20 protein-coding genes are annotated in these 18,985 nt (G+C 58.8%); 1 reads left to right on the plus strand and 19 read right to left on the minus strand.

The genetic code is table 11. The features are described from left to right. Positions 1-35 precede the first annotated feature (35 nt). The gene (locus tag RDL77_RS00070) at positions 36-1,034 is read left to right on the plus strand and encodes a LacI family DNA-binding transcriptional regulator (RefSeq protein WP_288191322.1); all 999 of its coding nucleotides are present in this window, start codon (positions 36-38) and stop codon (positions 1,032-1,034) included. 45 nt (positions 1,035-1,079) lie between these two features. Here RDL77_RS00070 and RDL77_RS00075 read toward each other — a convergent pair whose 3' ends face one another. The 19 genes from RDL77_RS00075 to RDL77_RS00165 form a co-directional block, all read right to left on the minus strand. Further along, positions 1,080-1,877 (minus strand): transporter substrate-binding domain-containing protein, encoded by a 798-nt coding sequence (locus RDL77_RS00075; RefSeq protein ID WP_223614169.1) that lies wholly within the window; start codon positions 1,875-1,877, stop codon positions 1,080-1,082. Next, a complete protein-coding gene (locus RDL77_RS00080) occupies positions 1,874-2,824 on the minus strand; it encodes an isoaspartyl peptidase/L-asparaginase (protein ID WP_288191323.1) in 951 nt (316 codons plus the stop codon). Before RDL77_RS00080 ends, RDL77_RS00075 begins: the two co-directional genes overlap by 4 nt. Positions 2,825-2,826: 2 nt before the next feature. After that, the gene (locus tag RDL77_RS00085; RefSeq protein ID WP_288191324.1) at positions 2,827-3,561 is read right to left on the minus strand and encodes an amino acid ABC transporter ATP-binding protein; all 735 of its coding nucleotides are present in this window, start codon (positions 3,559-3,561) and stop codon (positions 2,827-2,829) included. Position 3,562: 1 nt separating this feature from the next. Continuing rightward, positions 3,563-4,234 carry an amino acid ABC transporter permease gene (locus RDL77_RS00090; protein ID WP_288191325.1) on the minus strand — a complete coding sequence of 224 codons (672 nt, stop codon included), beginning with the start codon at positions 4,232-4,234 and terminating at the stop codon, positions 3,563-3,565. Continuing rightward, positions 4,234-4,902, minus strand: a complete 669-nt coding sequence (locus tag RDL77_RS00095; RefSeq protein ID WP_130272359.1) for an amino acid ABC transporter permease — start codon at positions 4,900-4,902, stop codon at positions 4,234-4,236. Before RDL77_RS00095 ends, RDL77_RS00090 begins: the two co-directional genes overlap by 1 nt. A gap of 92 nt (positions 4,903-4,994) precedes the next feature. Continuing rightward, positions 4,995-5,333 carry a cupin domain-containing protein gene (locus RDL77_RS00100; RefSeq protein WP_288191328.1) on the minus strand — a complete coding sequence of 113 codons (339 nt, stop codon included), beginning with the start codon at positions 5,331-5,333 and terminating at the stop codon, positions 4,995-4,997. A 106-nt stretch (positions 5,334-5,439) separates the two neighbouring features. Next, positions 5,440-6,363: a sugar phosphate isomerase/epimerase gene (locus tag RDL77_RS00105; RefSeq protein ID WP_288191329.1), complete on the minus strand. Its 924-nt coding sequence runs from the start codon at positions 6,361-6,363 to the stop codon at positions 5,440-5,442. 21 nt (positions 6,364-6,384) lie between these two features. Further along, on the minus strand, positions 6,385-7,506 hold the full coding sequence (locus RDL77_RS00110) for a sn-glycerol-3-phosphate import ATP-binding protein UgpC (RefSeq protein WP_288191331.1): 1,122 nt from the start codon (positions 7,504-7,506) through the stop codon (positions 6,385-6,387). Between the two features lie 11 nt (positions 7,507-7,517). Continuing rightward, entirely contained in the window at positions 7,518-8,405 is an 888-nt protein-coding gene (locus RDL77_RS00115; RefSeq protein WP_288191332.1) for an ABC transporter permease subunit, read from the minus strand. A 10-nt stretch (positions 8,406-8,415) separates the two neighbouring features. Then, entirely contained in the window at positions 8,416-9,312 is an 897-nt protein-coding gene (locus tag RDL77_RS00120; RefSeq protein ID WP_223614176.1) for a carbohydrate ABC transporter permease, read from the minus strand. Between the two features lie 80 nt (positions 9,313-9,392). Continuing rightward, positions 9,393-10,736: an extracellular solute-binding protein gene (locus tag RDL77_RS00125; RefSeq protein WP_223614177.1), complete on the minus strand. Its 1,344-nt coding sequence runs from the start codon at positions 10,734-10,736 to the stop codon at positions 9,393-9,395. 194 nt (positions 10,737-10,930) lie between these two features. Further along, entirely contained in the window at positions 10,931-12,088 is a 1,158-nt protein-coding gene (locus tag RDL77_RS00130; RefSeq protein WP_288191333.1) for a fumarylacetoacetate hydrolase family protein, read from the minus strand. 37 nt (positions 12,089-12,125) lie between these two features. Then, positions 12,126-13,202 (minus strand): ABC transporter ATP-binding protein, encoded by a 1,077-nt coding sequence (locus tag RDL77_RS00135; protein WP_223614179.1) that lies wholly within the window; start codon positions 13,200-13,202, stop codon positions 12,126-12,128. A 29-nt stretch (positions 13,203-13,231) separates the two neighbouring features. Beyond that, positions 13,232-14,056, minus strand: a complete 825-nt coding sequence (locus RDL77_RS00140; RefSeq protein WP_112522346.1) for a carbohydrate ABC transporter permease — start codon at positions 14,054-14,056, stop codon at positions 13,232-13,234. 11 nt (positions 14,057-14,067) lie between these two features. After that, positions 14,068-14,994, minus strand: a complete 927-nt coding sequence (locus RDL77_RS00145) for a carbohydrate ABC transporter permease (protein WP_374042627.1) — start codon at positions 14,992-14,994, stop codon at positions 14,068-14,070. Next, positions 14,991-16,316, minus strand: a complete 1,326-nt coding sequence (locus tag RDL77_RS00150; RefSeq protein ID WP_223614180.1) for an ABC transporter substrate-binding protein — start codon at positions 16,314-16,316, stop codon at positions 14,991-14,993. Before RDL77_RS00150 ends, RDL77_RS00145 begins: the two co-directional genes overlap by 4 nt. A 61-nt stretch (positions 16,317-16,377) precedes the next feature. After that, entirely contained in the window at positions 16,378-17,037 is a 660-nt protein-coding gene (locus RDL77_RS00155; protein ID WP_288191334.1) for a GntR family transcriptional regulator, read from the minus strand. A gap of 36 nt (positions 17,038-17,073) precedes the next feature. Next, on the minus strand, positions 17,074-17,964 hold the full coding sequence (locus tag RDL77_RS00160; protein ID WP_288191335.1) for a dihydrodipicolinate synthase family protein: 891 nt from the start codon (positions 17,962-17,964) through the stop codon (positions 17,074-17,076). 99 nt (positions 17,965-18,063) lie between these two features. Next, positions 18,064-18,981 (minus strand): sugar kinase, encoded by a 918-nt coding sequence (locus RDL77_RS00165; RefSeq protein WP_288191336.1) that lies wholly within the window; start codon positions 18,979-18,981, stop codon positions 18,064-18,066. Positions 18,982-18,985 lie beyond the last annotated feature (4 nt).

The raw sequence follows: 18,985 nt of genomic DNA on the forward strand, positions 1-18,985 counted from the left end.
AAAGAGCGGATCAGACATGAAGGATGCCGATATCCATGACCGATCCGCGCAAACGCCACACCCTGCCAACCATTGCGGATGTCGCCGAACTGGCGGGTGTCTCCCGCGCCATCGCGTCCCGGGCGCTGTCAAGTGAACCAAGACCCGTCTCGGCTGACAAACGGGAGCGGGTACTGGCAGCGGCTGCCAAGCTTGGCTTCAAACCCAACCTCCTGGCACGGAGCCTGACGACAAAGACCGTCAATCTCGTTGCCGTCATCGTCAACCACATCCATGATCTCTCGGATCTCGACCTGTTCGATCTCCTGATCAGCCAGATCCAGTCCATCGGCAAACAGGTGATCTTTGTCCGCGTCGGCTCGGCCGAGCGTATAGACGAGTTCCTGCGCAACGGCATTGCCTATCACGTGGACGCGGCCCTCGTGTTCTCGGATTTCGCCGATGCGGAAACGGTGCGGAAAATGTTCCGCAACGACAGCGTCCTGATGCTCAACGGCATGCGGGATGTGAGCTCTCCCGCCATCATTCCCGATGAGCAGGTGGGGATCGCCGCTGCGGTCACAGATGCGCGAAACAAGGGCGTACGCAGTGCGCTCCTCGTGACAGGCCGGTCCGCCTCGCCGGTCGAACAGACACGCATCGCCGTCTACAAATCGGAACTGCGGCGCCAGGACATCAGGCTGGTCGCGGAACTGCGCGGCGACTACTCCTACCAGAGCGGCCGCCATGTGGCATCCTCGTCCGATTGGCAGCCAGCCGACGCCGTGTTCTGCACCTCCGACGCGATGGCCATGGGCGTTCTCGATGTGCACCGGAACGACTTTCCGGACAACCGGCCGCGGACATTCCGTCTCTACGGCTTCGACGACGTGACCCTGGCGGAATACGAGGCCTATCCGATTTCATCCATCGGTTACGACAAGGCCGCCTATATCGATGAAATCCTGAAGTTTCTGCGGGAACCAGCCCTGTTCAACGCGGGCGAGAAACTGATTCAGGTGCCAACCTATTTCGTCGCGCGGTCAAGCTCTTGATCAAAAAGCAAAGGCCGGGAACGATGCCCGGCCTTTGCCTTGAAATTACCAGAGCGGCGTCAGCGCCGGCGGGTTGGATTTTTCGCCCCACCACTTCTTGTAATTCGCGTCATAGGCGCCGGACTGGATGTAGTCGGAGACGAACATATCAAGCCAGCGGACGAATTCCGGATCGCCCTTGGCAACGGCAATGCCGATCGGATCGTTGGAATAGAGGCCTGGCAAGGTTACCAGATTGTCGTTCTTGGTGGCGAGATAGTCGAGCAGCGACGAGTCTTCGATTGCCGCAGCGACGCGCTTCTGCTGCAGGAGCAGCACGCCATCGGGCGAGAAATTGTCGGTATAGACCAGTTCCGCCGTCGGCACGCTCTTCTTCAGGAAGCTTTCCCCTGTCGTGCCGCGGCCGACAACCACCTTCTTGCCCGCCAGGTCTTCCAGCTTGGCGATACCGGCATCCTTCTGCACGATGACGCGCAGGCCGGCACGGTTGTAGGGAATCGAGAAATTGACGGTCTTGGCGCGTTCCAGCGTCGCGGAGGTATTGGCCACCACGATATCGAGCTGGCCGGAGACCAGCATGGACACGCGGGCATCGCCGGAAACGTCGGTGAACTCGACGGGAACGCCCAGCTTGGCCGCCAGCATGGTTGCCACATCGACGTCATAACCGACCGGGTTGTTCTTGTCGTCGCGGAAACCGATGGGCTCGCCACCCAGCGACACGCCGATGCGGACCTTTCCCTGCGCGCGAATGTCATCAATCTTCCCGGCATGCGCCACGCCGGTAAAAGCCAGTGCACCGGTCAGCGCGAGTGCTGCCAGTTTTCCAATGAACCGTTTCATGAATGTCCCCTTTGTGTTGTTTGTTGCGGATCATATTTTCGGGCAAGCCGGCGTTCGGGTTCCTCCATCCCGGCTTCCCAGAACCAGTATTTGATTTCATCGTCGCAGCGGAAACTTGCCACGTCGTGATTGCCCTTGGCGTCGATGGCATGAATGACGACACCAGCCAAGAATCCGGTGGTCAGCTCTGCGAGGTCTTCCATCGCCATATCGACCGCTGCGCGCAAGGAATGGCCGAAGCGCATGGCAAGCACGATGCTGCGGGCCGTGCCGCAGCGGATGGTCATTTCACCCGTATGGGTGCAGGCCGCGGCACCATAGCGGCTGTCGGCATAGAACCCGGCACCGGCGATGGGCGAATCGCCGAGACGCCCCGGATATTTCCAGGCCCAGCCGGAGGTGGAGGTGATCGCGTGAATGCCGTTGGCGGAATCCTTCGACAGGAACACCGTGGTATCGCGGACGCGCTCCGGGTCGGTAATGGTGCGGCTCAAGGGGGCGAGCGGAATATCTGGAAAGGCTGCCAGCTCCTCCGACGTCAATTCCTTCTGCAGCCGCTCCCACCAGACGCGTTTGCTGTCTTCATATAACGTTTCATCAAGGGGAAAGCCGATTTCCGTGGCAAAACGGCGGGCACCATCGCCGGTCAGCATGACATGCGGTAATCGTTTCATCACCGCATGCGCGAGCGCCGCGACGGGCAGCGTATCGGGAACCGCGCCGACCGCGCCGACATCCCGCGTCGTGCCATCCATCACACCCGCATCGAACTCCATGCGCCCGAGCATGTTGGGCCAGCCGCCGAAGCCGACACTGCGGACCTTCACTTCGCGCTCGACTTCGCTGATACCAGCGACCATGGCGTCAAGGCCATGCGCCTCCTGCTTGAGGAGCTCGACGCTCCTGGCAAAACCCGGCCAAGCCTCGTTGTTCGCAATCAGGATCATTGTCAGTCTTTACGCATTTTGGAGAGAAACTGGGCGATGCGTGGCTTGGCCATGCCGCCATCGGCTGCAAAAAATTCTGCTGTCGGCAGGTCGACAACGAGCTGTCCCTTGTCGAGAAAGACGATCCGCGACGAGATCGTCCGGGCAAACTCGATTTCATGCGTGACGAAAACCATTGTCGTTCCGTCGTGGGCGAGCTTGGCGAGAATGGACAGCACATCCGACGTCATCTCGGGATCGAGCGCACTGGTGATTTCATCGAGCAGGAGATAACGCGGCTTCATAGCCAGCGCCCGGCAGATACCGACACGCTGGCGCTGCCCGCCGGACAGCTGTGCGGGAAAGGCATCGGCGCGCGCACTCAGGCCAACGGAGTCCAGAAGCGCGCGCGCATCGGCTTCCGCCTGCTTGCGCGGTATTTTCAGCACTTCAACCGGCGCGAGCGCGATGTTCTGCACGGCAGTCATATGCGGGTAGAGATTGAAAAGCTGAAAAACCGTCGCCGACCGCTTGCGGGCTTCCGACAGCTCCTTCGGACGGGACACATCGAAATCATCGATGGTGATGCGCCCGCCATCGAGCTTCTCCAGGCCGTTCATGCAGCGGATCAGGGTCGATTTGCCCGAGCCGCTGGAGCCGAGAATGGACACGACTTCACCGCTGTGGACATCAAGGTCTATTCCGTCGAGCACGGTCGCAGAACCAAACGCCTTGCGTACTCCTCTCACGCTGATCATTTCAGAGACCTTTCCATGCGGTGTGCGCCCTCAACCGCTTCTCCAGCTTGGCTCCGCCAAAGGCGACGAGCTTGGCCATGACATAATAAAGCCCGCCCACGACCGCCCAGACGATGAATGGTTTCAGCGTGCGCAGATTGAGAATGTTGCCGATCTTCGTCAGGTCCACCACGCCGATCACCGATATCAGCGATGTCACCTGCAGCTGGTTCACCAGAAGACCGGTCAACGGACCGATGGCAAAGGCCATAGCCTGCGGCGCGATGATGCGGCGAAGCACCTGCCACCGCGACAGACCGAAAACCCGGGCGGCCTCGATCTGGTCGCGGCCGATGGACTCGATCGCCGACACGGCAATGACATAGACGAATGCCGCCGTATTGCCCGACAGCGTGATCACCGCGGCCTCGACCGGCGTTACATTGATCTTGGCAAAAGCAGGCAGGCCGAAGAATACGAGAAACAGCTGGACCAGAACCGGGGAGTTTTTTAGCACTTCCGCGATGACAGCCACGACCTGCGCCAGCACGGGAATGCGATAGAACCGGATGACGGCCCACAGAGAGCCGATGAAAAGGCCGATGATTGTTGTTGCCAGGAAAAGCGCGAGGGAAACACCCAGCCCCTGCGCGAGCAGGATGATGTCATAGGAGGTGAACGCCGTATAACGCATCAGGCGGCCTCTGTCTGATCACGGTTGAGATAGCGATGCAACGCGCCGATGGCGAGCGAGACCAGATAGGTCAGGCAGGCATAGGCGACTAGCAGAACCGCATAGATTTCAAAGGGCCGGAATGTATCCGATGCCACGATCTTGGCCGAACCGGTCAATTCGTTCAGCGTGATCGTCGAGAGGATCGACGATGTCAGGATGAGATTGATGAAAACCGAACCCAGGGGCCGCACCGAAGTCCTCAAGGCAATCGGCATGACGATCTTGCGGAAGATCGTCGGTTTGGAAAGTCCGCTGACTTCGGCCGCTTCCAGGATGCCGGGATCGATCGACAGGATTCCGGACCTGATCACATCCGAGGTAAAAGCGCCGCCCGCAATGGAAAGCGCAATGACTCCCGTGGTGAACGCATCGATGTAGATGCCGATCTCCGGCAGGCCGTAGAAGAAAAAGAAGAGCTGGACGATGAACGGAATGTTGCGGAACAGATCGACATAGACATAGGCAATGCGGGAGAGAAGCGGCGACGCGGATGTGACCAGCGCTGCAACGACGGTACCAATGCACAGGCTGCCGGCAAGCGCCAGCACGCAAGCCTCAGCTGTCAGGACCGCACCTTTCACGAGAAAGGGAATGTGCGGTGCCAATATGGTCAGATCAAAGGTCAAACGTCCGTCCGGCACAAAGTGAAACCGGTTTCAGTTTTGCCTATCGCAAGGATGCTGTCAAGCGGTGGCAGCATGAAAAATGAACGTGTGGCTTAGGCGAGGAACTCGGCCCGATGCGGCGAGAAACTGTCGATCAGGCGACCCTTTTCCAGAGCCTTGACCCCATGGACGAGATTGGACGGAACAATGAAACTGCCGCCCTGCTCCAGCACCTGGCTGACGCCATCGATGGTGACTTCAAAACGTCCTTCAGCCACATAGCTCGCCTGGATGTGCGGATGCGAATGCAGCGAGCCGACCGCATCCTTTTCAAACTGCACTTCCACCAGCATCATTTCCGGCAGATAGGCCATAATGCGTCGGCTGACGCCGGGCTCGGTCCTGGTCCAGTCAGCGGCATCTTTTGCAACAAACAGAATATGATCAGCCATGTTCACAATTCCCGGTAGCGAGAGACCGACAACAGACGGTCCCGATGATTGGCATTGTGACCAGAAGCAAGGGGCGCGGTCAACCAGCAGACCGCGCCACTTTCACCTAAGCGGCCAGACGGCGGCGATTGGCGATTTCAGCCAGTTTGAATGCACGCTCGAGGCAATCCGCCTGCTCATTGGCAAACCGGTTCTCGACAATTTCCATGATCAGCATGGTATCCGGCAGGAACGTCAGCTCCTCGAAGATTTCTTCCCAGGGAATGTCCCCCCAGCCGATCGGCAGATGCAGGTCACCAATGCCAAGCGCCGTTGCTTCAGCCGGATGATAGAATTTGGTCATGCTGTTGTAAGGACGGCCAAAGCTGTCATGCACATGCAGATGCCCGGTGACCGGTGCCATCGCCTTGATCTGTTCGCGCCAATCGAGACCAAGCCGCGTGCTCTCGATATAGGCATGGCTGAAATCTATCAGGCCGCACACATTGGCACTGCCGATGGTCCGTACGGTTTCGCCGACCTGCGCCGGTGTCTGGCGGTATTCCGCATCGGTGACCGCGAAAATGTTTTCCAAGGCAATCCGCACGCCGTAACCCTTGGCAACCTCGGCCATTTCGGCAAGCGCATCGCGCTCCATCCGGTCGAGATCGGCAATGTGTGACTGTGCCGGCATTTTGGCACTGCCGCTGTGATGCACGAGGATGCCCGCTTCAACGCGATTGCACAGTTCCAGCATCGCGCGGACCACGGCCTTCTGATGCTCCAGACGCTCGCGGTCCATGAAATTGGAGACGATCTGGCCGTGCACACTGTAGCGCAGGTCGAACTGACGGGTGATCGCCGTCAGGCGTTCGGCGCGTCCCGGGATAATCCGGCCGCCCGAGATGATTTCCTCGCCATAAAGCGACAACTCGGCAGCATTGGCACCAAGACCGGCAATGGTGCGAAGGGCGTCTTCCAGCGTGTCAAAATTGCCCTTGCCCGTGTAGGTGCAAAAGCCAACGGCGGAAATGGTTGAATCCGAACTCATGTTTGATCCTTTCAAGTCGGGTTATGCGGCCACTGTTTTCGGAGCTGGTTGGCGCGTCGCTGCCGGAGCATCATCAAGGCGCAAACCGGTTTCCTGCGAAAACAGGTGAATATGTTCAGAGGGCAACTGCAGACCTGCAACCGCGCCTTGCTCGAAGAACTGATCTTCCTCAACTGACACCGCAAAGCTCAGCCCGTCAATCTCAACGTGAACGATACGGCCGGAGCCGAGCTCTTCGATGAAATCGACATTGGCCGGAACACTGTTCACGGTACCGGCAGGAACGAGACGGCAATGTTCTGGACGGATTCCGACGGAAACCGCGGTCCCCGCGTTCTGGCCGCCAAGCACCGGATCGATTGCCTGCACGATACCGTCCAGCAGCACGTGATCGCCGCCGGCAGCGATGGTCGTGTCGAAGAAATTCATCGCCGGCGAGCCGATGAAGGTTCCGACAAAACGCGTGCGCGGACGGTGGTAGATTTCAAGCGGCGTGCCGACCTGTTCCACATGGCCCTTGTTCATGACGATCAGCTTGTCGGCCAAGGTCATCGCCTCCACCTGATCGTGGGTGACAAAGACAGAGGTTGCCGACAGGCGCTTGTGCAGGCGGCGGATTTCCACGCGCATCTGCACGCGCAGCTTGGCATCAAGATTGGACAGCGGTTCGTCGAACAGAAACACCTTCGGTTCGCGGATGATCGCGCGGCCCATGGCGACACGCTGCCGCTGGCCGCCGGAAAGCTGCGCCGGTTTACGGTCGAGCAGTTCTTCCAGCCCGACGATCTTGGCTGTTTCCGCAATCCGCCGGTCACGTTCGGCCCGCGAAACACCGGCAACCTTCAACGCATAACCGATATTGGCAGCGACGTTCATATGCGGATAGAGCGCGTAGTTCTGGAACACCATCGAGCAACCGCGATCGCGCGGCTCGAGATTGTTGACCACCTTGCCGTCAATTGAAATTTCGCCTGATGTAATCTCTTCAAGACCCGCAATCATGCGCAGCAGCGTAGACTTGCCACAGCCGGACGGTCCGAGAATGACGACAAACTCGCCGGATTTGAAGTTCAGGTCGACGCCATGCAGGATCTGTGTGCTGCCATAAGTCTTGCGCACATCCTTGATGCCAATTTCAGCCATTGCTACTTCCTTTATTTCTCGGTCGAGACCAGGCCACGGACAAACCAGCGTTGCAGGACGGCAACGACGACCAGGGGTGGCAACATGATGATGAGGGCGCCTGCCATGGAGACATTCCATTCAGGCAAGGCATTGACGGACGGCACCAGCGCACGCATGGCGACCATGGCCGTCTGATAGCTGGCATCGGTGGTCATCAGCTTGGGCCAGAGATACTGGTTCCAGGCATAGACGAACATGATTGTTGCCAGCGCCAGCATATTGGTGCGCGACAGCGGCAGCAGGATATCGATGAAGAATCGCAGTGGCCGCGCCCCATCCATCTTGGCCGCCTCTGCCAGTTCATCGGGAAGCGTCATGTAGAACTGCCGGTAAAGGAATGTGCCTGTCGCGGTCGCGATCAGCGGCAGGACCAGACCGGAATAGGAGTTCAGCAGATTCCATTGCAGTGACAATTCGATGCCGGTGATGGTCTGGACGATCCAGCGGACGGGTTGAAACACATCCGAAGCGATGTTGTAGGTCGGGATGACGCGCACTTCGAGCGGCAGCATCAGCGTCAGGAAAACCATCCAGAAGAAGACGTGACGCAACGGGCTCTTGAAATAGACGATGGCAAAGGCGCTGAGCGCCGCCAATGCGATCTTGCCCACCATGACCAGCAGCGAGGTGATGAGGCTGTTGAGCAGTGCCGGACCGAGATTGGCACGATCCCAGGCGGCATGAACATTCTTCAGGAAGTCACCGCCAGGTGTCATGTTGAAGGGAACGGCCGTGACCTCCTGCAGCGACTGGGTGGACGCCGTGAAAATCATCCAGAACGGTCCGAGAATGAGGATCAGTCCCAGGATCATGATGAAGTAGGTGACGGCGTTGAGTATGGGGGTGCGTTCGATCATCGCCGGAATCCTACTTGTAATGCACGCGCCGCTCGACGAAGCGGAACTGGATGAACGTGAACACCATGATAAGTCCGATCAGGACGAGGCTCTGCGCTGCAGCGCCGGAGTAATTCAGGCCGCGGAAGGCTTCGCTGACGATACGGTAGACCATGACATCGGTCGCCTTGTTGGGTCCGCCTTCCGTGGTCAGGTCGACGATACCGTAGGTATCCGGGCCAACGAAACTCTCGGTCAGATTGAGAACCAGAAGGAAGAACAGGGTCGGCGCCAGAAGCGGTATCTGAATATCGAGCGCGCGGCGCACCGGGCCTGAACCATCCATCGACGACGCTTCCAGCAGGCTGCGCGGGATGGATTGCAGGCCGGCCGTCATGAAGATGAAATTGTAGCCGATCCACTTCCAAGCAAAGCAGATGATAACGAGGATCATGGCGTGGCTGCCGTACTTGGCGGGATTCCAGAGGTCGGGCGACCACGTGTTCACCACCGCGATCAGACCGCTTTCCGGCGCAAAGATGAAGCGGAACGCCAGGCCCACCGCCGGTGCGGCAATAGCATAAGGCCAGATGTAAAAGAACCGGAACAGGCTTGAGCCCTTCAACTGACGATCAACACAGATCGCCAGGATAAAGGCGATGAACATGGACAATCCGGTCGCCGTGAAAGCAAAGAACAGGCTCAGGGACACGGAGCGCCAATATTCGCTGTCGGCAAAAACATCGCGAAAATTGTCAAAACCAACGAAGAGACGTTCGCCCGCACCGCCAAAGGCCGGTTCCAGCGTGAAAGCCCAGTTGAAAACCGAAATGGCCGGCCAATAGAAAAAGAACAAAATAAGCAGGAGTTGCGGCAATGCAAAAAGGACGGGCAACCACCAGCTTTTGAAAACAGCGCGCTTGTTCATGAGAATATTCAATTCTGCCTATGGGATGAAAAGGAAATGGCCCGGTGCGGTTCCGCTCCGGGCCATTTGAAAGCCTGCACTCAGTTCAGGACTTTTCCGGCATAGGTCTTTTCAAAGCGGCGCAGGATAACATTGCCGCGCTCGACAGCCTGGTCGAGACCAGCCTGCACAGTCAGCTTGCCGAAGAAGATGCCTTCCATCGCATCGGAGATTTCCTTGCGGATCTGCGGGAAGCCGCCGAGGCGGATGCCGCGAGTATTGGCGGAGGTCGGGGTGAAGGTCAGGCTGGCGATGGCCTTTTCACGGCCCTTGAAGGCTGGCTGGTCGTAGAAGCCTTTGGCTTTCATGGCTTCAAAGCCCGTCTTGGTGACCGGGATGTAGCCGGTGACCGTCGACCACCACTCAACCATGTCCGGCTGGGCGATGAAGTTGAGGAATGCGGCGGCGCCCTTGTATTCAGCTTCGGGGCGGTTGTTGAGAACCCAGAGGGATGCACCGCCCACCATCGAATTCTGGCGTGCCGTTCCCTTCCAGACCGGAAGCATGGTCACGTCCCATTTCGCACCCTGCTTGATGGTCTTGCCGATCGTACCGTGATCGGCAATCGAGGACTGGATCATCTGGCAGGTTTCGGAGGTAAAGGCTGGAACAACGTCCATGCCGAGCTGCTTGGTCTTGACCACGAATAGACCTTCATCGGTCATCTTCTTGAAGAATGTCAGATGGTCGACCAGCTTGGTCTTGTTGAGGGTAAGTTCCGCATCGAGACCGTCATAGCCATTGTTCTTGGTAGCGATGGGCTGGTTGTGAATGGCGGAGAACTGTTCAACCGTCGCCCAGCTGTCAAAGCTGAAGCCGAACGGGCAGGCATAACCGGCCGCTTTCAGCTTGCGGGCTGCGGCTTCGACATCTTCCCATGTTTCTGGCGCGCCTTGGATGCCGGCCTTGGTGAAAGCGTCGACGTTGTAGTAGAACATCGCGGTCGACGAATTGAACGGGAAGGAGTTCAGCTCGCCCTTTGCCGTCGCATAGTAATTGGCGATCCCGGGGAAATAATTGCTCCAGTCGATCTTGTAGCCATTGTCTTCCATCAGCTTCTTGGCCGGGACGAAAGCACCCGACAGCATCAGATCGAGCGTGCCGCCGTCAAAGACCTGCACGACGGCCGGATGCTTCTTGGCGCGATAGGCGGCAATGGCATTCTGGACTGTTTCGGGATAGCCGTTCTGGCTGGTGCAGACGATTTCGAAATTGGCCTGGGAGTCGTTGAACTTCTTGCAGGCATCCTGCACGCGCTCGCCAAGGTCGCCGCTCAGGCCGTACCAGAACTCGAACTTGACCTTCTCGGCCATGGCTGGCGTCGCACCAAACCCGGCGGCCAGCAGCCCTGCGGCCAGACCAATTTTCACACCAAAACCCTGCATTAAAGCCCCCTGAATACGGCAATTGAGAGAATGAACCCGGGGCAGCTCTGGATAAATCCGGCTGCCTCGCTCGCGTTCAACTCTGGACGGGCTGTGTGAAAGTTTGATCGACCTTAGACGAAACTATTGTGACAATTGCTCAGCCCGGCCGCCAAGCAGCAGCCGCGCTGCGGACAGTATCTAGCGTGGGTTGCTTACAGCAAACCACGCGCGGCAAGGTTGCGCATGAGCGCTGCCATGCCGAATGTCCATTCGGGGCACTCCGTCGACAACCGCACGGTATTGGTGAGCGCACCAAGCTGCGGATTCGATATGGTGACAACATCGCCGATCTTGTGGGTAAATCCCTGCCCCGGCGTATCGCGGTCTTCGACCGGCGCAAACAGCGTTCCCATGAACAGCATGAAGCCATCCGGGTACTGGTGATGCCGGCCGGTGGTCTGGGCGACCAGATCCAGCGGATCGCGACTGATTTCCTTCATCGTGCTGCTGCCTTTCAGCACGTACCCATCCCGGCCTTCGACCATCAGGTCAAGATCGGCATTGCGCACGTCATCGATGGAATAGGTCGCATCAAACAGCCGGATGAACGGCCCGATCGATGATGAGGCATTGTTGTCCTTTGCCTTGCCGAGCAAAAGAGCGGAGCGGCCTTCGACATCGCGCAAATTCACGTCATTGCCGAGCGTCGCGCCCTGCACCCTGCCCTTGCTGTTGACGGCGAGCACGATTTCCGGCTCCGGATTGTTCCAGCTTGAGATCGGGTGCAGACCGACCGATGCGCCCCAGCCGACGGAGGAGAGGACCTGCGCCTTGGAGAATACTTCGGCATCAGGCCCGATTCCAACTTCCAGATATTGCGACCAGACACCTTCTTCAATCAGGGCAGCCTTCACCTTGGCAGCCTCCGGCGAACCGGCTTTCAGATCGCGCAGACTGTTGCCGATGATCGGCATGATGCGTTCACGGATCTTCAGCGCCAGCGCCGGATTGCCCGCGGCCTTCTCCTCGATGACGCGCTCGATCATCGAGCGGGCAAAGGTAACACCGCAGGCCTTGACTGCCTGGAGATCACAGGGAGCGAGCAGCCGAAGCCGCGCGGCATCGGCTTCACTTTCGACGGACTGCGCCAGAACCGTATCCAGCGGCCCGAGTTTTTCTCCGACCTGCGCAGCGACATAGGCGGCAGGCTCGTCCAGTTCCAGCAGGTCACGCATTGTCGCCGTCTGGCGTGAGGTGATGTCAAACAGGACGCCGTCGTGCACCACGACAAGGGCGGGGCCCTGCACATCGGGGCGCCAGACACGGCCAACGAAAGTTCCGGTTCTGTAGGTCTCGGTCGATAGGGTCACGGTGAAGGCTCCCGGGAGAGAGTGCTGATACGATGGATTAGTGCGCAGCGTTGCGCTTGCCGAGCCGCATGCCCGTTGCGCCATCAAACAGGTGGCTGTTCGCCGGATCGATCCCAATGTGAATCCGGTCGCCCGATTTGATCGACAGCCGCTCGCGGAAGAGACACATGATTTCCTGATCGCCCAGTTTGCCGACCACCATGATTTCCGAGCCTGTCGGCTCGACGACGCTGACGTCAACCGGGATGCCGCCGGCGGCAATCTTTATGTGCTCCGGACGCACGCCATAGATCACGTCTGCTGATCCCGTGGTTTGGATGGTCTGCGGCACGGGCAACGTGATACCTTCCGGCGTCACGAACTGCCCCGCCCCGGCCAGACGACCCTTGACGAAGTTCATCGACGGCGAGCCGATGAAACCGGCGACAAAAAGGTTGGCGGGATAATCGTAGAGATCGAGCGGCGTGCCGATCTGTTCGACCAAACCGTCTTTCATCACGACGATCTTGTCGGCCATGGTCATGGCTTCGATCTGGTCATGCGTCACATAAACAATGGTTGTACCAAGCCGCTGATGCAGCCCCTTGATCTCGCTGCGCATCTGTACGCGCAGTTTCGCATCGAGATTGGAAAGCGGCTCGTCGAACAGAAAGACCTGCGGATCACGGACGATGGCGCGTCCCATAGCCACGCGCTGGCGCTGGCCGCCGGACAATTGCCGCGGAAAGCGGTCGAGCAGCTTTTCAAGACCAAGAATTTCCGCCGCGCGGCCGACCCGGCTTTCCTTTTCCTGCTTCGGCGCATTCTTGAGCATGAGCGCGAAGCCCATATTGTCGGCCACCGTCATATGCGGATAGAGCGCGTAGTTCTGGAACACCATGGCGATGTCGCGCTCCTTGGCAGGCAGGTCATTGACCACGCGGCTGCCGATGGCAATTTCCCCGGTGGTGATTTCCTCCAGCCCGGCAATCATGCGCAGCAATGTCGATTTCCCGCAGCCCGACGGACCGACGAGAATGACGAACTCGCCATCTTCAATATCGACGGAGACACCGTGCATCACATTGACGTTGCCGTATTTCTTGGTGACATCCTTGATCGAGACCGAAGCCATCGCGCCCTCCCTGTTCTTGAAAACCTGTTCTAACCGCCCTTGACGGCACCGGCGGTGAGACCCGCAATGATCTGGCGCTGGGCAAAAACGGTCAGCAGCAGCACCGGCAGTGTAACGACCAACGCCGCAGCGGCCAGCGGGCCCCAGCTGACCTGCTCGAATGAAAGCATGTTGTAGACCGCGACCGGCAAGGTCCGGGTTTCACGGCTGGCCAGCACAATCCCGAAGACAAAATTGTTCCAGGAGAAGATCACCGCTAGGATCAGCGAAACGACAATACCGGGCTTGGCAATGGGCAGCGCCACCTTGACAAAGACCTGCCATGAGGTTGCGCCATCGATCATGGCAGCCTCTTCCAGTTCCATCGGTGTCGTCTCGAAATAGCCGATCATGATCCAGATCACGATGGGCACGGTCACAACCAGATGGATGATGATCTGCGGCCACAGCGTTCCCAGCAATCCCATCGTCTGGAACAGCAGGAACAGGGGAATAAGGTAGGACAGGCCCGGCGTCATGCGCGCGATCATGACAACGATGGCCGCCTTGTCGGCGCGCAGGCGGGCAATGCCATAGCCGGCAGGCACCCCGACGAGCAGGGCCAACAATGTCGATATGCCTGTCACAATCAGACTGTTCCAGAAGTAATGCAGGAAATCGTTCGTGGCAAAAATCTGGGTGTAGTTCGACCAGGCAAACCGCTCCGGGATGAAGATCGGCGGATAGGCGCCATTGTCGATCTCGTATTTCAACGATAGCGACAGCATCCAGAGAAAGAAGAAAATGGCGGGTGAAACAATCACGAACACGACAAAGGCGGTGCCCAGTGATTTCAGCGGACTACGGCGGGCCATCGGCGTCTCCCTCAGCTGTTCCATTTGGTCCGCTGGCGCAGATAAAGCAGCGCCATGGACATGGTGATGATGACGACGAAGAAGACCACGGCAATCGCCGAGCCATAGCCGATGTCGTAGTAGGAAAAGGCGACATTGTAGAGATAGATATTGATCGTCTCGGATGCCGTGCCGGGGCCGCCCTGCGTCATGGCAAAGATGATGTCAAAGCTCTTCAGGGCATCGATGGAGCGGATGATCACGGCAACCATCATGAAGGGCAGGATCATCGGCAGCGTGATGTAGCGGAATTTCTGCCAGCCATTGGCGCCATCGATTTCCGCGCTCTCGAAGGGATCGCGCGGCATGGAAGCAAGGCCGCCGAGCACGATGAGCATGACAAGCGGTGTCCACTGCCAGGTCTCGACCAGCACCAGCGACGGGATCACCGTATTCTGGTTGAATATCCATTCCTGCGGACCGATGCCAACCAGTGACAGGAGGTAGTTGAGAACCCCGAGCTGCGGGTGGTACATCATGGTCCAGACCAGAGCGATGGCCACGGGCGTGGCCATCATCGGCATGACGAAGATGCCGCGCAAAAGGCCGCGCATCGGCAATTTGCTGTCGAAGATCAGAGCCGCAATGGTTCCAAAAAACAACGGGGCGATGACGGAGAGAAGCGTATAGAGAACAGTGTGCCCCATCGACTGCCAGAAGCGTGTATCGCCTGCCAGGCGGGTAAAATTCGCGAGCCCGACGAAGCTCTGTTCTCCGCCGAGATGCCACTCATTGACGCTCATCCACAGGGTGAACGCCCAGGGAAACAGAATGACCGCCCCGACAATGACCAGCGCCGGAATCACAAACGGCCAGTAGCTCGGCTTGAGCCGGCGTTTGCCCGTTATGGCTTTGGTGGTTTGTGCTTCGGTTGTCATGATCGGGGCGGCGATTGTCATTTGCCCTCGCTGCGCGCAAGGATGGGACGGAACTCTTCCGTTGCCCGCTTCATTTCCGTTGCGGGATCGGCGCCGCCGAGAAGGTTAGTCAGGCCGACACCCATCACGTCGCGGAATTCCGTGACCGGGACGATAACCGGCAGGCAGAGCTGGCTGACCTTGGCCGATGCCGTCAGCACATCAACCCATTCGGACGGCATGGTCACACCCTTGCGGACCTCCGGATCGTTGAGGATCGAATTGCGGAAGGGAACGCCGGAGCCCGTTTGCAGCAGGCGCGCGCCCATCTGCTTCGAAATGGCCCATTGGCAATAGAGGTAAGCCGCTTCCTTCTTCGATGATCCCTCGGTCACGCCGATACCATCGCCGAAGGTCGGCGCAGCCTGCACGGCCGGCCCCTTGGGCATGACGCCGTAACCGACCTTGCCGACGACCCGCGATTTCTCCGGATTTTCCAGCGGCGGGGCGAAGCCGATGCCATCCAACCACATTGCAACCTTGCCCTGCAGAAAGTTTGACTGGCATTCGGCCCAGTTGAAACCCGTTACGCCGGGCGGTGCGGACTTTGTCATCAGACGCTGATAGAGCGTTGCGGCCTGGATTGCTTCCGGCGTATCGGTCTGAAGATTGCCGTCGTCGATCGTGCTCTTGCCATAGCCGAGCATGAGGCTGGCCCAAACAGGCGTATTGGCGTTCTTCATACCGCGGGCAACAAACCCGTATGTACCCTTGCTCGCATCGGTGAGTTTTTCTGCAGCGCTCACCAGTTCATCGAAGGATTTCGGATATTCGATGCCCTTGGCGGCAAAGAGTTCCTTGTTCCAATACAGAATCCAGTAATCCACCGAGAACGGCAGACCGCCGAAACGGCCGTTCTTGTCCTTGGCAAAGGCAAGACCCGCTTCGGCAAAATCGCTTTCGACCAGTGACGGCTCGGTGAGCGAGGGGTCCTTCAGGAACGGTGTCAGGTCGGCAAGCCAGCCACCCTTCTCGAACTGCCGCTTCTGCACGTGATAGCTGATATGGATGACATCGAAGCTCGGCTTGCCGGAGGTCAGTTCGATCACGGCTTTCTGGCGCTGCTGCTGTTCCGGCGTCTGCTCGGAATTGACCTTGATTCCGGTCAATTCCTCGAATTCCTTCTGGTACTTTTGCAGAATATCGCCGCGCGGGCTCTTGATCAGGTTCACCTCAAGGGTCGTGCCTGCAAATTTCTTCCAGTCGACATTGGCGAATGCCGGCTTTAGGCCGGCAAAGCTCGCCGCGCCAAGTGCTGCTGATCCGGCAAGAAATTGCCGGCGTGTCGGTTGAATCCGTTTCATGCTTATCGTCCTCCCATAATCCATTGCAGCGCCGTAACTCCCATTTCCGGCACCGTTGCGTCTAAACCTTCAGAGCGAGATTCCTTGCATTGTTGATATGCTCGGCAATGGCATCCATCGCCGTTTGCGGGTTGCGGGTCTCGATTGCCGCAATGACCGCCAGATGCTCGCGCATCACCGGAATAACGCGGCCGGTGATGCGAAACCGCTCCTGATTGATCAAGCGCATCTTGATGGCATTGATCCGATAGGCTTTCGAAATGATCCCATTGCCAAGGGAATCGATGATTGTGTCATGCAGCGACCAATCGATCGCCTGTGCGTGCAGTTCAAGCTCGGGCGTCTCTCCGTCCCTGAGAGCCTTCTCCAAGGTCTCTTCATGTTCGCGCCGCAACCTGGCCAACACCTCATCGGAAGCGGAAACACAGAACAGCGCAATCGCTTCCTTCTCCATGAAGACGCGGAACTGGAAGGCTTCGCGGATCAGATTGATATCGATATGCGCAATCTGTATCCCGCGCTGCGGCACCGTCTTCACCAACCCCTCAGCTTCGAGACGGGGCACAACTTCGCGGATGGCGCCGAGCGGCATGCCGGTCATGGCAACAAGCTGGCGTTGCGACACGAACTGCCCCGGATGAAAGTCACGAGCCAGAAGATGTTCCGTGAAACTCGCATAGGCTTTCTCACGCAATCTTACCGGCTCGCCGCTGTCATCCATGCCTGTTCCTCCTCAGGACGCCTTCACGATTCCCCGTCAGGCAGCCGCCGCGACAAACAGACGATCAAAGACTGCTGTCAGATGCTTGCGATCGCCGTCCGGCAAGGCTTCGAGCGGGCCACGCGTCCGCCGCCAGCCTTCTTCGCCCTGGTGATGGGCAACCATCGCCTTCACAGCCGGAATCACCGGATATTTCACCAGTTCATTGACAGCCGCAACCACCTCTTCATCATCGCGCCCTTCATCGATCATGCGCACGAGACGTTCGGGATAGATATTGGCCAGACCCGAGATGGCACCCTGCCCGCCGAGCCGCACGCCTGCAGCAAGACTGCGTTCATCGCCGATCAGGATGGCAAGGTCATTGTGCCGCGCCAGCATCTTTTCCGTATAGCTCCAGTTGCCGGAAGAATCCTTGACCCCGGCAATCGCACCAGGGAAGGCCTCACGCAACCGGCTGACCAGATCAACCGAAATCTCGACTGCCGTCACCGAGGGCAGATTATACAGAATGATGCCGCGCACATCCGCACCGATTGCCTTGAACGCCGCCGCATGCCAGTCAAACAGGCCGTCATCGCTGACATTCTTGAAATAGGACGGCGGCGCCAGGAGAATACCGCGGCATCCCGCATCCAGTGCAAACCGTGCCTGCTCTGCCGCATCGACATGCGAATTGGCCATGATGCCAACGACAATCTGCGACGGCGCGATGCCTGCCGCAATAAATCCCTTGATGACGGCCTGGCGCTCATGGATACCGATGGATGAGCCCTCGCCCGTCGTCCCGAAGAGGGTGACGCTGCTGCAGCCGCGCTGCAGACAGGTTTTTGCATGGTGAATTGCCGAGGGCAGATCAATTGCCAGCGCCGCATCAAACGGCATCGTCAATGCCGCAGAAAGTCCAAACCGTTCAACCCGAGACAATGATTTTCCTCCCACCCTCTCAATGCATAAAGACTACTAACATGTTAGTTGATAGTCAACATGCTGTCACATACATTTTTGCGAGCATGGATACAAATGTTATGAATTGAACAGCAAGTGCTCGACTTCGTTCCGCGTCGGCGCACCGGCGCGTCCGCCAAACCGGGTGCATTTGATCGCCGCCGCCGCGCTGGCAAAACGCATGATCTCCTCCATGCCATGCCCTTCGGCCAGCGCCAGCGCGAAGGCGCCGTGAAACACATCCCCGGCGGCCAGCGTGTCCACGGCATCAACGGCAAAAGCGGGTATATGGTGTACAATTCCCGCTTCGCCGCCGGACCAGTAGCAGCCCTTGCCGCCGCCGGTGACCGCGACAAAACCGCGATACCGGGCCGCCAAGGCAATGACGGCACGCTCGATATCCGCCTCACCGGTGATGATTTCGGCTGCCGGTTCCGAGGCGACAATGTGCGATGCAAGCGGCAGCAGCCGCTCAAGGGTTTCCAGCGGCGCAACATCGGCATCGAGCACGCCATGAATGCCAGCGTCGCGCGCCGCCCTGAGCGCAGTGGCAGCAGCCAGCGGCCAGCGAACATCAGTCATCACCACATCGAATGCGCCGCCTTCGATGGGCGGGATTTGTTCCGGCGCGCTCAACAGGGTCTTGTCATAGAAGGGCACGATCATGCGCTCACCCGACCTGTCGACAAAGATCGAGGAAAAAGCCGAGCGCGCACCTTGGATGCGGCGGACAAAGGTGCAGTCGACCCCTTCCTCCACCAGCTCAGCGACCACGCGATCGCCGACATGGTCCAGCCCCGCCGACGCCCACAAAGACGCGCTGCCGCCCAGCCTTGCAATGGTTGCCGCCTGGCTCGATGCCATGCCTGCTGCGATCTCCACGGCCTCCTGCGGGATGAACTTGCCGGGACCGGGCGGCAGGGTTTCCAGCCGGAAGATGGTGTCCATCGTCAGGGCACCAACGCACAGAATCCTTGGCTTCGTATTTGCCGGCATCGTC

This window comes from uncultured Phyllobacterium sp. (genome assembly GCF_902479695.1).
GTDB classification, from domain to species: Bacteria; Pseudomonadota; Alphaproteobacteria; order Rhizobiales; family Rhizobiaceae; genus Phyllobacterium; species Phyllobacterium calauticae.